We start from the raw sequence: 14232 nt of genomic DNA on the forward strand, positions 1-14232 counted from the left end.
CACTACAGCACCTCGGGCGCGGTCACGACCTGGAAGGTCGGCGGCAGCTACAAGCCCGTGCCCGACCTGCGGATCCGCGGCACGCTCTCGCGGGATATCCGCGCGCCCTCGCTGTTCGAGCTGTTCGCGGGCAAGCAGCAGACCACCAGCCCCCTGACCGACCTGCACACCGGCCTGTCGCGCACGGTCAACGTGATCTCGTCGGGCAACCTGGGCCTCAAGCCCGAGAAGGCCGACACCTTCACGGTCGGCGCGGTCTTCGCGCCCGCCATGCTGGCCGGCTTCCAGGCGTCGATCGACTACTACCGGATCAAGATCGACGAGGCGATCGCCCAGCCCTTCACCTACATCCAGATGGACGACCTCTGCGAGGCCAGCAACGGCACGAGCGAGCTCTGCGCGCAGATCATCCGGCCGCTGCCGTTCAGCGACCGCTCGGCCGCGAACTTCCCCACCGAGATCCGGCTGCAGAACCTGAACCTGGCGCGCGTGAAGACGGCCGGCATCGACTTCGAGGCGAGCTGGCGGGGCGATCTGCTGGACGGTTCCGTGAGCGTCCATCTGCTCGGGACCCGGCTGCTGGACTACAAGCAGCAGAATTCGCCGCAGTCGCCGGTGCGCCAGTACGCCGGCAACTCCGATTTCATCCAGGGCTTCTACCCGCTGCCCATGCCCAAGTGGCGCGGCAACCTCGAGGTCGGCTACAAGCGCGGCGACCTCGCGGCGAGCGTGCAGGAGCGCTACATCGGCGCCTTCGACAAGTCGGCGCAGTTCGTCTGGGACGACAACCGCGTGAAGGCGACCTTCTACACCGACCTCAACGTCACCTACTCTCCGAAGACCCTGGGCGCCGACACCGACATCTACCTGACGGTCAACAACCTCTTCGACCAGAAGGGCCGGCTGTTCCTGATCAGCCCGGTGCCGGGCCTGAACATCCCCACGTCGCGCAACGTCTACGATGTGATCGGCCGCTACTACACGCTCGGCGTCCGGGCGCGCTTCTAGCCTGGCCAGTCGGGGCGAGCCGAACGGGCGGGTCCGGGTTCGCAACCCCCGGACCTCGCCTGTCGTCCCCGTGCGGAGAGGCCTTACGGCGTCGGGCAGGCGCGGACGGCGAAGCGGACCGTCCCGAGGGGCCCGTAGTCGGCCGCATAGGCGCCGGGCGGCAGCCAGCCGCGGTCGCCGATCTTGCCGGTGATGACGACGTCGCCCGGCGCGATGCTCCGCCCTGAGGCGTGAAGCTGGCGCACCACGGCGAGCAGGCTCTCCCACTGGCCCCCGAGCGACTCGCGGCCGAGCCCGCTGGTGAGCGGCTGGCCGTCGCGGGTCATGGCGACCCTCAGGCCGTCGAGGTCGAGACCCGCGCCCGGGCGGCCATCGCCCCGCACATAGCGGGCGGCGGAGACGTTGGCGGCGACCATGTCGACGGCGCCGTACCTGTCCGGATCCCGGTAGCCGATGTCGGGCAGGTCCACGACGGGCAGCACGTCGGAGACGCTGCGCGACAGGGCCGCCACGTCGGCGGGCGGCGTTCGGACCGCTTCGCGGAACACGAAGCCCAGCTTCATCTCGAAGGACGCCTTGCGATAGCTGCAGAGCGAGATCGTGTCGCCGCTCTGCGTGCGGCCGGAGGCGAACATCGCGCCCACCAGCGGCGCGGTGACATTGCGCGCCTTCAGCGACGCGGCCGACATCAGACCGCCCTTCCAGCCCGCGACGCGGTCGCCGCGCGAGACGCGGCGCGCGATCAGCCGGCGCTGCAGGCCGTAGGCCTCGTCCAGCGTCATGGAGGGCAGGGTGTCGGTCACCGGCGCGAAGGGCCGGGCGGCGGCCTCGGCCTGGTCGAACCCCCTCAGGTAGGCCGCCTCGGGGGTCTGGGGCGTGGCGCACGACACCAGGCCGCCGGCGATGGCCAGGGCCGCGGCGGCGGCGCCGAAGCGGGGCGCGCTCATCCCGGGATCACGCCGGGGAAGAGATACTGCTGCGCCATCACGATCAGGCCCAGCAGCAGGGTGAGGAAGATGCTGTGCTTGAAGGTGCGCGCGAGGATCGCGCCCTCCTGGCCCTTGAGGTCGGTCGTGGCGGTGCCGGTGGAGATGTTCTGCGGCGAGATCATCTTGCCCAGGACGCCGCCCGAGGCGTTGGTCGCCGCCATCAGCACCGGACTGAGGTCGAGCTGCCGCGCGGCCACGACCTGGAGGTTGCCGAAGAGCGCGTTGCCCGAGGTGTCGCTGCCCGACAGGAAGACGGCCAGCCAGCCGAGGAAGGCCGAGACCAGCGGGAAGAGGAAGCCCACGGAGGCCACGCCGACCCCCAGCGTATAGGCCATGCCCGAGTAGTTCATCAGGTAGGCGAGCCCGACGATGGTCATCGTGGTGGCCAGCGGCAGGCGGATCTGGCGCAGCGTGCCCGCCACGGCGCCGGCAAGCTGCGAGAACGTGAGCCGCACGACGAGGGCCGTGACCAGGGTCGCGACCAGGATGGCGGTGCCGGTGGCCAGCGGCTGGAACGTCCAGATGGCCGCGTAGGGCTTGCCGTAGGTGGTGATGAACACCTGGTTGTGCAGGCCGGGCCAGGGGATCTTCTGCTCGCCGATCAGGTTCACCTTGAAGTGGACCCAGACGATGACGGTGACCGACAGGATCACCCAGGGCAGCCAGCCCTGCCAGCCGGAGAGGGCGCTCGCGCTCCGGGCCGGCGCGGCCTCGCCTTCGAGCGCGACGGGGCGCAGCGCGAATTCCGGATCGGGGGCCGTCCGCCAGACCTTCACGAAGACCAGGGTCGAGCCCAGGGATGCGAGCGAGGACAGCACGTCGGTCAGGGCGTAGCCCAGGAAGTTGGACGACAGGAACTGCATCAGCGCGAACGAGCCGCCGGCGACGAGCAGGACCGGCCACACGCCTTTCAGCGCCCGCAGGCCGCCATAGATCGCGATGACGTAGAAGGGCAGCAGCAGCGCGATGATCGGCAACTGGCGGCCGACCATCGCCCCCAGGGTCGCGTCGTGCAGTTGGGTCACCGCGCCGAGCGTGGTGATGGGCGACCCGAGCGCGCCGAAGGCCACCGGCGCGGTGTTGAACATCAGGGTGAAGACCACGGCGTCGATCGCGCGGAAGCCCAGCGCGATGAGCAGGGCGCTGGTGATGGCGATCGGCGTTCCAAACCCTGAGATGCCCTCGAGCAGGCAGCCGAACGAGAACCCGATGACCACCAGCACGACACGGCGATCGTTGGGAAGGTGTTCGACCATCCAGGCGCGAAAGGCCTCGAACCGGCCCGAGGCGACGGCGATGTTGTAGAGGAGCAGGGCGTTCAGGACGATCCACATCACCGGCCAGGCGGCGAAGGTCGCGCCGGCGGCGATGCTGCTCACCGCCAGGCCCACCGGAAGCTGCCAGACCGCGCACGCGAGGACGAGGGCGACCGCGAGGCCGGCGACCGACGCCTGCCAGGCCGGGCGGCGCAGGATGCCCAGAAGCACCAGAACGACCGCGATCGGCCCGGCGGCGACCAGGAAGGAGAGCGCCAGGTTGCCGGCGACCGGCGTGACCAGCTGGTGAAACATGCTTCCCCCTCGTGCGCGTGCGTCGATCGCCGCTGCTCGTTTGGATAGCCGATGCGGAGGGCCGTTTCAATTGGTCAGTAAAGTTATCCATATATGCGGACCACCTCTTAGGCTTCCCTATCCACACCGCGGCTCCATGGCGCTCTGAGGGGACGGCACGTCCGCCCGCCGACGGCGCCGACGCAAGTGGCGCGCGACGCAGCGTACTCGTCGGAGATCGAAGCTCGCCATTGTCCTATCTGGTAAAAAAGATTATCCAAATATGGCGACGACGCGCGAGCGGGTGTCGAAGGGCCGAGGGAGGGTACTGTGGCGCATCTCGATACGACGGAGCGCGCGTCCGAGGGGCGCGGCGGCTGCGTCCAGTCCCTGGTGCGGGCGCTGGGCCTGCTGGACGAGATCGCCGAGCGCGAGGACGGGCTCACCCTGACCGAGGTGGCCGCCCGGGCCGAACTCCCGCGATCCACGGCGCACCGTCTGCTCACGACGATGCAGAGCATGAGCTATGTGGCGTTCAACACCTCGACGAGCCGATGGATGGTCGGTCTCCGTGCGATCGCGGTGGGGGCGTCGGCCGGCCCCACGCGCGATGTCGCCCGACTGGCGCGGCCCCTGCTGCAGGCGCTCGCGCGCGGCGCACAGGTCACCGCGTTCGTGGTCACGCCCGCCGGACGGGAGGTCCACTACGTCGGCCACGCGCAGCGAACCGCCGGCGACCCGTCGCTGGCGTGTCCCGGCGACCGGCTCGACATGCACACGACCGCCGCCGGCAAGGCGATCCTGTCCTGCTGGGACGAGGCCGACCTCTGCGCGTCGCTCCCCGCCTCGGTCGAGCCGCAGCGCCTGCGGCATGAGCTGCAGGTGATCCGCCGGCGGGGCTACGCCGTCGACGATCCCGGCCTCGATCCTGCGCTGCGTTGCCTGGCGGCGCCCGTGATCGACCGCCGCGGCCGTGTGCGCGCCGCCATCGGCGTCTGCGGTTCGCCGCTGCAGGTCTGCGACGCGCGGCTGCCCGCCCTGGGCGCCATGGTCCAGGTCTCGGCGCGCCGGCTGGGCGAGGGTTTCGGTCTGGCGGTCGCGGCATGACCGTTGACGATCGCACGGACACCTGGACCGACGCTGCGGCCCGCGCTGTGCTGCGCCGGATGTTCGACGCCGCCGTCGGCGCTGCCGATCCGGGCAAGGTGCTGGCCGCACACCTGCCCGAGCCGCCCAAGGGGCGCTGCGTGATCGTCGGCGCCGGCAAGGCCGCCGCCGCCATGGCTGCCGCCGTCGACGCCGCCTGGCCCGACGTGCCGCTCGGCGGCGCGGTGGTGACCCCATATGGCTACGCCCTGCCGGCCGGCCGCATCGCCGTGCGTGAGGCCGCCCATCCGGTGCCCGACGCCAACAGCGAGCTGGCGGCGCGCGAGATGCTGGACCTGGTCGCCGGGCTCACGCCGGACGACCTCGTGCTGGCGCTGATCTCCGGCGGCGGCTCGTCGGTGATGACGCTCCCGGCGCCCGGCCTCACCCTGGCGGACAAGCAGGCGCTCAACCGCGCGCTCCTGGCCTCGGGCCTCGACATCCGCTCGATGAACGCGATCCGCCGCCGCCTGTCCGGCGTGAAGGGCGGCCGCCTCGCGGCCGCGGCGCAGCCCGCGCGGGTCGTCACGCTGGCGATCAGCGACATCCCTGGCGACGACGCCGCCGCCATCGCCTCGGGCCCGACGATCCCCGATCCCGACGCCCGCCGCGACCTGCGCAGCTTCGCCATGAAGCTGAAGCCCCACATCAGCGAGGCCGCCTACCGCCGCCTTGTCGAGCCGCCGGCGCCCCAGCCTGAGCAGCCCGAGCCCGACGTGCGCCTGATCTCCACGCCGCGCGGCTGCCTGGAGGCCGCGGCCCGGGTGGCCCGCGCCGCCGGCCTGGAGGTCGAGCTGCTGGGCGACGACCTGGAAGGCGAGAGCCGGGTGCTGGGCGAGCAGATGGCCTCGTGCGCCCGCCGTCCGGCGGCGCATGCGCGGGTGCTCCTCTCGGGCGGCGAGACGACGGTCACCTTGACCGGCAAGCGCGCCGGGCGGGGCGGCCGCAACACCGAGTTCGCCCTGTCCCTGGCGCTTGCCCTGCAACGGACTCCGGGGGTCTGGGCCCTGGCGGCCGACACCGACGGCGAGGACGGCGCCAGCGGCGGCGCGGCCGGCGCCGTGATCGCGCCCGACACGCTCGCCCGCGCCAACGCGGCGGGCCTCAGCGCCTCGACGCACCTCGATGGTCACGACAGCGGCGGCTTCTTCGAGGCGCTCGGCGATCTCCTCGTCACCGGGCCGACGCACACCAACGTCAACGACTTCCGCGCGATCCTGGTGGCTCCGGGCGCCGCGTGACCCCGGCCCCGCGGCCGGGCCGCCCCGCGCGCTGCGTGGGACGGCCCGTCGCCGGCGGGCCAAGGGGATGAACGGCCCTTACCGGACGAGGATGTTCTCACCACGGCCCATGGCCGGGTCGGCGTCGTCGGAGAACATGATCACGGCCATCGCCCCCGTGTGGGCGTGCGGCATGGCGTGGTCGACGATCACGTTCGCACCGGCGACCGGCGAGATCAGGTCGAAGGTCGCCCCGTCGCCCGGCCCGACGACGAAGCTCTGCAGGCCCGACTGCTTGTTCTTCGGATTGCCGCTGGGATAGACCGCGTCCCAGATGCCGGCGATGGGATGGAACGAGGAGAATTCGTTCGGGCCGGCGTTCACGAAGTAGACCCGTACCCGCTCGCCCGGCTTGGCGACCAGCATCTTGGTGGCGGCCGCGTCGTGGACCGGGTCGTACTTGAAGGCGACGCCGTTGAAGACGACGTGCTTCCAGTCGCTCTTCATGATGGAGTGCGTGTCGTCCGGGTTGTTGTAGACCTCGGACTGGACGAGGACGTACTCGCGGTCGGCCTTGGGCAGGGCCTTGGCGTCCTTGGGGTCCACCAGGATCATCCCGAACATGCCGCGTGCGATGTGCTGATACATCGGGTCCGCGCCGCAGTGGTAGTAGAAGGCGCCCGGATAGTTCGCGATGAAGCTGAAGGTCTTGGTCTCGCCCGGCTTGATGGACTCGAAGTCCTTGACCACGTCGACGCGCGCGGCGTGCAGGTCGATGGAGTGCGAGTTCTTGTTGTTCGGGTCGTTGGTCAGGGTGATGTTGACGCGGTCGCCCTCGGTGATGCGCAGCAAGGGGCCGGGAGTCTGCCCTTCATAGGTCCAGGACGCCTGCATCGTGCCCTTGTTGTCGATCGGAAGGTTCACTTCCTTGGCGGTCAGGTGAAGGTTCACGTCCTTCGCCAGCGCCGGAAACGCCGCCATGACCGCGAGGATCGAAGCGGTGATCGAGGCCGCTCTCCTGAAGCTTGAAGCCCCCATAGTTCATTTCTCCTGGTTGGTTTTGCCGCACTTGCAGACGTGGCCGAGGTAGTCGGCCATCTGCTCGATCTGGGCGTCCGTGAAGACGGAGGACCAAGGCGGCATCAGCGCCGACTTGTTGACGGAAGCGCCGCCGTCGCGGATCGCCCGCACCATCTGATCCCGCGGGAGCGAGGCCATGGCGGCCGCGTCGCTGTGGTCCCGGGGCTGGACGGAAAGCCCCACCGTGTTGACGCCCTTGCCGTTGCGGTTCAGGCCGTGGCACTGGGCGCAATAGGTGTCGTAGAGGCGCGCGGTGTCCTTGAACTTCGGGTCGTCCTCCGCCGAGGCGGCCTGGGCGGCGAACACGACCGCGACGGCGGCGATCGCGCCGAGGGCGAGGCTGATCCTGATCATTGTCCGGCCTTCAGGGATGCGATGTAGGCGGTGATCCGTTGCAGGTCCGGCTCGGACAGGCCCAGGCGCGGCATCCAGACGAAGCGGTCGAACGCCTGCGGATCCTTGGTGTAGGCCAGCACGTAGTCGGGCTGCAGCCGTTGGCCGCCGTCATAGAGCCGCGGACCGGAAAGGCCGCCTTCGCCCGGCTTCTCCTGGTGGCAGGCGACGCAGCCGCGCAGCTTGCTGAACGCCATCTTGCCCATGGTGAGGTTTGCGCCCTCGGCCTTGAAGGCCCCCGGCGCCACGACGCCGTCGCCCTTCAGGGCCATCAGGGCGTCCGCGAGGCGGGCGGCCGCCGCCGCGTCGACGGCAGGGTGGGGCGGCACGCCGGCCGTATCGAGGGTGTCGCGCGGCTCTCCCGCCTTGGCGTGGGCGAACCACAGGACGCCGCCGGGACGGATCGGCGTCGGCTTCTGCAGCCATGCCACCAGCCAGTCGCGGTTGAACTTCGCGCCGGCGTACCAGAGGTCGGGGCCCTTGCGGCTCCACAGGCGCGCCACCGTCGGGTCGGCGGGCTTCTCGAGCGCGTGGCACCCGCCGCACTGACCCTTCAGGTCCGCGGCGCCCTGGGCGGCGGCCGGTCCTGCGGCGAAGAGCGACAGGGCGGCGGCGAGGATCGCGGCAGGTCTCATCGCGGGCTCCTCAGGCGATCGCCTTGCCCTTGAAGCCGGGATTGGGGTGGACCCCCAGCGGCTTGCGCAGGCTCTCCTCGTAGTAGAAGTCGGCGACGAACGCCTTGTGGGCCCAGTGGTAGTAGGGCTGGTCCCGGGGAACGCCGTCGTACTCGATGACGGTCATGACCCCGCCGTGCGGCGTGTGGCCGTTCATGGTGTGATGATCGATGTGGTCATGGATCATCCAGCGGCCGGGATTGTCGCAGCGAAGGATGATGTCGTAGCGCTCGCCGGGGCCGACCAGCACCGTGTCGGCGTCGATCGGGGCGGGAAGCGCGTGGCCGTCCTTGAAGGCGATCTGGAAGACATGCCCGTGGATGTGGATCGAATGGAATCCGCCCCCGGCGCCGAAGAGCCGCAGGCGCAGGACGTCGCCCTCCTTGACGCGGATCGGCTGGGTGTCGGGGAACGACTTCCCGTTGATGGTGAAGTAGTCGAACACGTCGCCGGGAACGCCGCCCTGGCCTGGCTTGTCCGCCCATGCCGAGGCCCACTCCGAGAACATCAGGATGTAGTCGCCGGTGACCTGCTTCTCGATCGGCTTCGGCGAGCGTGGCTCGACGATGAAGGGTCCCCACATCCCGCGCGTGGCGACATGTTCGTTCACGTTGACGTGGCAGTGATACCACATGGTCCCGGCGGGCTCGGCGACGAAGCGGTAGGTGAAGCTGTCGCCCGGCTGGATGCCGAGCTGGGTCATGTCCGGCACGCCGTCCATCTGCCAGGTGCCCCGCTGCAGGATGCCGTGCCAGTGGATCGAATGGGGCAGGGTGGTGAGGTTGTTGACCACGACCTCGACCTGGTCGCCCTCGCGGACATGGAACAGCGGGCCGGGAACCTGGCCCCCGAACGCGAAGGTGTGGAACGTCTGCTCGCCGACCAGGGTGATGCGGGTGTCTTCGATGTTCATCTCGAACCGGTGCGCCTGAGCCGCGCCGCCCGAGGCCTTGGCCGCCGTCCGCCGCCCCGGCGCGGTGTCCGCCAGGGCCGGCGCCGCCGCGGCTGCCCCAAGGCCCGACAGCAAGGCCGAGCGTCTCGACAGGTCTCGCATCCCCGCCCTCTCAATGAAGTATCTGAGAGGCATGTTACGAACCGGCAAAGCTTAAAGCAATAGACAAGATACTGCTTTGGCTGCACACGTCGCCGGGGCAGCCTGCGGACCTGCGGAAAGGGGCTCATGGATCTGATCGTCGCGCGTGCGATCCACGTTCTCGCCGTCGTCGTATGGATCGGCGGGGTGGGGTTCGTGACGACGGTGGTCTTTCCGTCGTTTCGCGCCCGTGCGCCGCAGGAGCGGCTGGCCGGCTTCGTCCGGTTCGAGGAGCGGTTCGCGTTTCAGGCGCGCATCACGGTCGCGCTCGCCGGCCTCAGCGGGCTCTACATGGTCGCGAAGCTCGACCTCTGGGCCCGGTTCGCGTCATCGCATTTCTGGTGGATGCACGCGATGCTGGGGTTGTGGCTGGCGTTCGCGGCGATGCTGTTCGTCCTCGAGCCGCTGGTCCTGCGTCGCCGGCTGCACCGGGCGATCGACGGTCCGGACGGCCCCCGGCTCTTCGCGCGGATGGAACGGCTCCATCAGGTCCTCTTCGCGCTCGCCGCGATCACCATCCTGGGCGCGACGGCCGGGGCGCATGGCCTCTGAGGCGGCGCTTCAGCCGGCCGCTTGCCCCGCGGGTGCGGCCTCGCGCTGGAGAAAGTCCTTCAGGATCCCCTGGTTCTCCGTGAGGTCGGCCAGGGTGTAGGTGTCGAGGACGGCGAAGAAGGCGCCGGTCGCGTGCTGCAGCGCGCGCTTGAGCTTGCAGGCCGGCGAGATGACGCAACGGCCGCCCCCCGAGGCGAGACACGGCACCAGCGAGGTCTCGGGCTCGGTGCGCCGGATGACCTCTCCGAGGACGATGTCCTGCGGCGGCCGCGCGAGCCGGATCCCGCCCTGCTGGCCCCGGACGGTCTCGATGTAGCCGGCCACGCCCAGCTCGTAGACCACCTTCATCACATGGTTGCGCGAGATGCCGTAGGCGCTCGAGATCTCGCTGATCGTCGTCAGCCGCCCGGGATGCAGCGCGGCGTACATCAGCACGCGAAGGGCGTAGTCGGTGTAGACCGTGAGACGCATTCTCGACCCGGGCTGCCGCGAGGCGAAAGGCGCCTCGCCGACGCATCTTACCACGACCCGCCGGCGCTTCGCACGCCCGCGTCCCGGTTCGCCCGCGCCGCGGCGGCGGCTCAGATCAGCGAAGGCGCGGTCCGCTGAATGACCGATCGCAGCGCGAAGCTGGACTGAATGTGCGCGACGCCGGGCAGGCGCGTCAGCGTGCGGGTCAGGAACTGCTCGTACACGTGCAGGGAGGGAACGACGACCCGAAGCAGGTAGTCCGAGCCACCCGTCATCAGGAAGCAGCTCATCACCTCGGGCGCCTTGACGATCTCGCGCTCGAACGCGCCGATGACGTCCTCGGACTGCGTCGACAGCGTGATGGCGACAAAGACGCTGATGCCGAGGCCGAGCTCCGCCTCGTCGAGCCGCGCGCCGTAGCCCAGGATGACGCCGTCCGCCTCCATGCGGCGGATCCGGCGAAGCAGCGGCGTCTGGGACAGCCCCACGATCTCGCCGATCTCGCGCAGGCTCGCGCGGCAGTCCGCGGTCAGCGCCGCCAGAATCCGCCTGTCGCAGGCATCCAGTCCGTTGGGTGAGTGCATTTCAGCCGATTTTTCCGAGATCGTGGAGAGAAAGCACTCAATTGCCGGAAATGTCTCAGCGAATTTGGCAAATTTCGCTTCTCCGGAGGTCGTATACGACGGCCTCAAAGGAGACGCCATGGACAAGGCCCGTCGCCACCGGGGTAACGAGCATCGCGAGCTGATGCGCGAACTCGACCGAAAGGTGCATTGGCTCTCCGCCTGGACGATCCATGCCGCGAACCACCTGCGCGAGAGTCACGACGGCCTGAAGGTGGGCGGGCACCAGGCGTCGTCGGCGTCCCTGGCGACGACCCTGTCGGCCCTCTACTTCGGGGTCCTGCGCCCGGAAGACAGGGTCGCGGTCAAGCCGCATGCGAGCCCGGCCTTTCACGCGATCCAGTATCTCTACGGCCGGCAGACGCGCGAACAGCTCGAGCGGTTCCGGGCGCTCGGCGGGGCCCAGTCGTATCCGTCCCGAACCAAGGACAAGGACGGCGTCGACTTCTCGACCGGCTCCGTCGGGCTGGGGGTGGCGGTCACGGCCTTCGCGGCGCTGGCGCAGGACTACCTGTTGTCGCACGGTCGCCTGGCGCCCGAGGCGGCGGGCCGGATGGTGGCGCTGCTGGGCGACGCCGAGCTCGACGAGGGCAACATCTACGAGGCCCTCATCGAGGGCGCGAAGCACGACCTGCGCAATTGCTGGTGGATCGTGGACTACAACCGCCAGAGCCTCGACGCGACCACGTCGGACCGCATGTTCGAGCGCTTCGACGACATCTTCCGCGCCTGCGGCTGGGAAGTGGCCACCCTCAAGTACGGGCGCATGCTGGAGGAAGCCTTCGCCGAGCCGGGCGGCCCAGCGCTCCGGTCGTGGATCGAGGCGGCGCCCAACGACCTCTACGCCGCCCTCAGCTTCAAGGGCGGCGCAGCCTGGCGCGAGCGGCTCATGTCGGACATCGGCGGCGTCCCCGGCGTCTCCGACCTGCTCGCACGGCGCGACGACGCCGCGCTGGGCGCGCTGATGACCAACCTCGGCGGGCATGACCTCGACGCCCTGCTGGACCTCTTCCAGGGAGTTCGCGACGACCGTCCGCGCCTGTTCATCATCTACACGATCAAGGGCGTGGGGCTCCCGTTCCAGGGCCACAAGGACAACCACTCGGGCCTGATGACGCTGGCCCAGATGGACGTCTATCAGCGAACCATGGGCGTGGCCCCCGGCGAGGAGTGGGAGCCGTTCTCGGGTCTGCCGAGGGACGCCGGCGCCTACCGCGCGTTCCTGGCCGACACCCCGTTCGCGGCGAAGTCCGCGCGGCCTGCCGTCGAGGCCATTGCGCCGCCGGATCGCGCGACGTTTCCCCGGCCCGCCGGACGGCAGTCCACGCAGGTGGCGTTCGGCAAGATCCTCAACGACCTCGCCCGCGCCGGCGGCCCCCTGGCCGACGCCCTGGTGACGACGTCTCCCGACGTGACGGTCTCGACGAACCTGGGGGGCTTCGTCAATCAGCGGGGCCTGTTCGCCAGGAACGCGCGATCCGACACCTTCCGCGAGAGCGTCATCGCATCGCCCCAGCGCTGGGCGGCGCGGCCCGACGGCCAGCACATCGAGCTCGGGATCGCCGAGCACAACCTGTTCTTGAACCTCGCGGCGCTGGGCCTTTCGGACAGGCTGTTCGGCCAGCGGCTCATCCCGATCGGGACCATCTACGATCCCTTCATCAACCGCGGCCTCGATGCCCTGAACTACGCCTGCTATCAGGACGCCCGGTTCCTCCTCGTGGCGACGCCGTCGGGACTGTCGCTCGCGCCGGAGGGCGGGGCGCACCAGTCCATCCACACGCCGCTGATCGGCATGGCGCAGCCGGGGCTGGCCTACTTCGAACCCGCCTTCGTCGATGAGCTGGCGGAAGTCATGCGATGGGCGTTCGCCCACCTGCAGGCGCCGGAGGGGGAGTCGGTCTACCTGCGGCTGTCGACGCGCCCGCTGGACCAGCCCGACCGGGAGCTGAGCGAGGCGCAGGTCGCGGATCTGTTGAAGGGGGCCTACTGGCTTTCGCCGCCCACGCCCGGGACCGACCTTGCGGTGGTCTACGCCGGCGCGGTCGCGCCCGAGGCCATGGAGGCGTTCGAGCTGATCCGCGAGGACGTGCCCGGCGCGGGACTGCTGGCCATCACCAGCCCGGACCGCCTCGAACGGGACTGGACTCAGGCCCAGGCGGCCCGCGCGCGCGGAGAGCCGCGGGTGTCGCACATCGAAAGGCTGCTGTCGGATGTTCGGCCGCTCGGCGCCCTGGCCACGGTCATCGACGGGCCGCCCGTGACGCTGTCGTGGCTGGGCGGCGTGGTCGGTCACCGCGTCTCGCCGCTGGGCCTGCACCAGTTCGGTCAGTCGGGGGACATCCCGGACCTCTACCGGACCTACCGCCTCGATGCGGAGGCGATCCTCGATGCGGCGGCGACCGCCCTGGTCGGGAGCGTGGGATGACGGAGATCCTTATGCCCGCGCTGTCGCCCACCATGGAGGAGGGGACGCTGGCCAAGTGGCACGTCAAGAAGGGCGACACGATCAAGTCCGGCGACGTGATCGCCGAGATCGAGACCGATAAGGCGACGATGGAGGTGGAGGCGGTCGACGAGGGCGTGGTCGAGGACCTGCTGATCGCGGAGGGGACGGAGGGCGTGAAGGTGAACACGCCGATCGCCAAGCTGGCCGGGGAGGGCGGCGCCGCCCCCGCGCCGAAGGCGGAAGCGCCGAAGGCGGAAACCCCGAAAGCTGAGGCCGTGCCGGCCCCGGCGCCTGAACCGGCCAAGGCGGAGGCGCCCAAGCCCGCGCCGGCGAAGGCCGCCGACGGGAACCGGGTCTTCGCCTCGCCGCTGGCCCGCCGGCTGGCGGAGCAGAAGGGGATCGACCTCTCCGCCGTCCAGGGCTCGGGCCCGCACGGCCGGATCGTGAAGGCCGACATCGACAAGGCCCGGCCTGCTTCGCCGCAGGCGGCGTCGCAGGCCGGGGCCCCGACCCCGGCGGCTGCGCCGGCCGCCGCAGCGCCGCGCGAGCACAAGACGCTTGAGCAGATGGGCATCGCGCCCGGCAGCTACGACCTGATCCCGCTGGACGGCATGAGGAAGACCGTGGCGCGGCGGATGACCGACAGCTTCCGCGACGTGCCGCACTTCCCGCTGACCCTCGACATCGAGATCGACGCGCTGCTGGCGGCGCGGACCCGGATCAACGGCCTGCTCGAGACGTCGGGCGTGAAGGTCAGCGTCAACGACATCGTCATGAAGGCGGCGGCCATGGCGCTGATGAAGGTTCCGGAGGCGAACGCGTCCTACTCGCCGGACGGCATCGCGATGCACCACCACGCCGACATCGCCATGGCGGTCGCCATCCCCGGCGGCCTGATCACGCCGATCATCCGCAGGGCCGAGACCAAGGGGCTGGCCCAGATCGCCACCGAGGCCAAGGACCTGGCGGCCCGGGCGCGGGAGA

Annotated in this window: 14 protein-coding genes; 6 read left to right on the forward strand and 8 right to left on the reverse strand. The window is 70.2% G+C overall.

The window, feature by feature from the left end:
* Positions 1-1008: TonB-dependent receptor (locus JNL41_RS15895; protein ID WP_293476613.1), on the forward strand; the 1008-nt coding region annotated here is incomplete at its 5' end.
* Positions 1009-1091: 83 nt separating this feature from the next.
* On the opposite strand, the gene JNL41_RS15900 is transcribed toward JNL41_RS15895, so the two are convergent.
* Together JNL41_RS15900 and JNL41_RS15905 are read right to left on the reverse strand one after the other, a co-directional pair.
* Complete coding sequence (locus JNL41_RS15900) at positions 1092-1955, reverse strand: hypothetical protein (protein ID WP_293476615.1); 864 nt, start codon at positions 1953-1955, stop codon at positions 1092-1094.
* Positions 1952-3568 (reverse strand): L-lactate permease, encoded by a 1617-nt coding sequence (locus tag JNL41_RS15905; protein ID WP_293476617.1) that lies wholly within the window; start codon positions 3566-3568, stop codon positions 1952-1954. Before JNL41_RS15905 ends, JNL41_RS15900 begins: the two co-directional genes overlap by 4 nt.
* Before the next feature lie 309 nt (positions 3569-3877).
* On the opposite strand from JNL41_RS15905, the gene JNL41_RS15910 reads away from it, so the two are divergent.
* Both JNL41_RS15910 and JNL41_RS15915 read left to right on the forward strand, forming a co-directional pair.
* Positions 3878-4654: an IclR family transcriptional regulator gene (locus JNL41_RS15910; RefSeq protein WP_293476619.1), complete on the forward strand. Its 777-nt coding sequence runs from the start codon at positions 3878-3880 to the stop codon at positions 4652-4654.
* Complete coding sequence (locus JNL41_RS15915) at positions 4651-5934, forward strand: glycerate kinase (RefSeq protein WP_293476621.1); 1284 nt, start codon at positions 4651-4653, stop codon at positions 5932-5934. The genes JNL41_RS15910 and JNL41_RS15915 overlap by 4 nt, the downstream gene beginning before the upstream one ends.
* 78 nt (positions 5935-6012) lie before the next feature.
* Here JNL41_RS15915 and JNL41_RS15920 read toward each other — a convergent pair whose 3' ends face one another.
* The 4 genes from JNL41_RS15920 to JNL41_RS15935 are packed head-to-tail and all read right to left on the reverse strand — an operon-like array spanning position 6013 to position 9114.
* Positions 6013-6951, reverse strand: a complete 939-nt coding sequence (locus tag JNL41_RS15920; protein ID WP_293476623.1) for a multicopper oxidase domain-containing protein — start codon at positions 6949-6951, stop codon at positions 6013-6015.
* A gap of 3 nt (positions 6952-6954) precedes the next feature.
* Positions 6955-7347 carry a cytochrome c gene (locus JNL41_RS15925; protein ID WP_293476625.1) on the reverse strand — a complete coding sequence of 131 codons (393 nt, stop codon included), beginning with the start codon at positions 7345-7347 and terminating at the stop codon, positions 6955-6957.
* Positions 7344-8021: a cytochrome c gene (locus JNL41_RS15930; RefSeq protein WP_293476627.1), complete on the reverse strand. Its 678-nt coding sequence runs from the start codon at positions 8019-8021 to the stop codon at positions 7344-7346. The genes JNL41_RS15925 and JNL41_RS15930 overlap by 4 nt, the downstream gene beginning before the upstream one ends.
* A 10-nt stretch (positions 8022-8031) precedes the next feature.
* Positions 8032-9114 carry a multicopper oxidase domain-containing protein gene (locus JNL41_RS15935; protein ID WP_293476629.1) on the reverse strand — a complete coding sequence of 361 codons (1083 nt, stop codon included), beginning with the start codon at positions 9112-9114 and terminating at the stop codon, positions 8032-8034.
* A gap of 126 nt (positions 9115-9240) precedes the next feature.
* Here JNL41_RS15935 and JNL41_RS15940 point away from each other — a divergent pair, with 126 nt between their 5' ends.
* Complete coding sequence (locus JNL41_RS15940) at positions 9241-9705, forward strand: hypothetical protein (protein ID WP_293476631.1); 465 nt, start codon at positions 9241-9243, stop codon at positions 9703-9705.
* A 9-nt stretch (positions 9706-9714) separates the two neighbouring features.
* Here JNL41_RS15940 and JNL41_RS15945 read toward each other — a convergent pair whose 3' ends face one another.
* Positions 9715-10176 carry an Rrf2 family transcriptional regulator gene (locus JNL41_RS15945; RefSeq protein WP_293476633.1) on the reverse strand — a complete coding sequence of 154 codons (462 nt, stop codon included), beginning with the start codon at positions 10174-10176 and terminating at the stop codon, positions 9715-9717.
* 110 nt (positions 10177-10286) lie between these two features.
* Complete coding sequence (locus JNL41_RS15950) at positions 10287-10880, reverse strand: Lrp/AsnC family transcriptional regulator (protein WP_293476635.1); 594 nt, start codon at positions 10878-10880, stop codon at positions 10287-10289.
* On the opposite strand from JNL41_RS15950, the gene JNL41_RS15955 reads away from it, so the two are divergent.
* Together JNL41_RS15955 and JNL41_RS15960 are read left to right on the forward strand one after the other, a co-directional pair.
* Complete coding sequence (locus tag JNL41_RS15955) at positions 10879-13227, forward strand: transketolase (RefSeq protein ID WP_293476637.1); 2349 nt, start codon at positions 10879-10881, stop codon at positions 13225-13227. The two genes, JNL41_RS15950 and JNL41_RS15955, sit on opposite strands and share 2 nt — an antisense overlap.
* The coding region (locus JNL41_RS15960) for a 2-oxo acid dehydrogenase subunit E2 (RefSeq protein ID WP_293476639.1) at positions 13224-14232 on the forward strand (1009 nt) is incomplete at its 3' end. The genes JNL41_RS15955 and JNL41_RS15960, both read left to right, overlap by 4 nt.

This window comes from Phenylobacterium sp. (assembly GCF_016793285.1).
Taxonomy (GTDB): Bacteria; Pseudomonadota; Alphaproteobacteria; order Caulobacterales; family Caulobacteraceae; genus Phenylobacterium.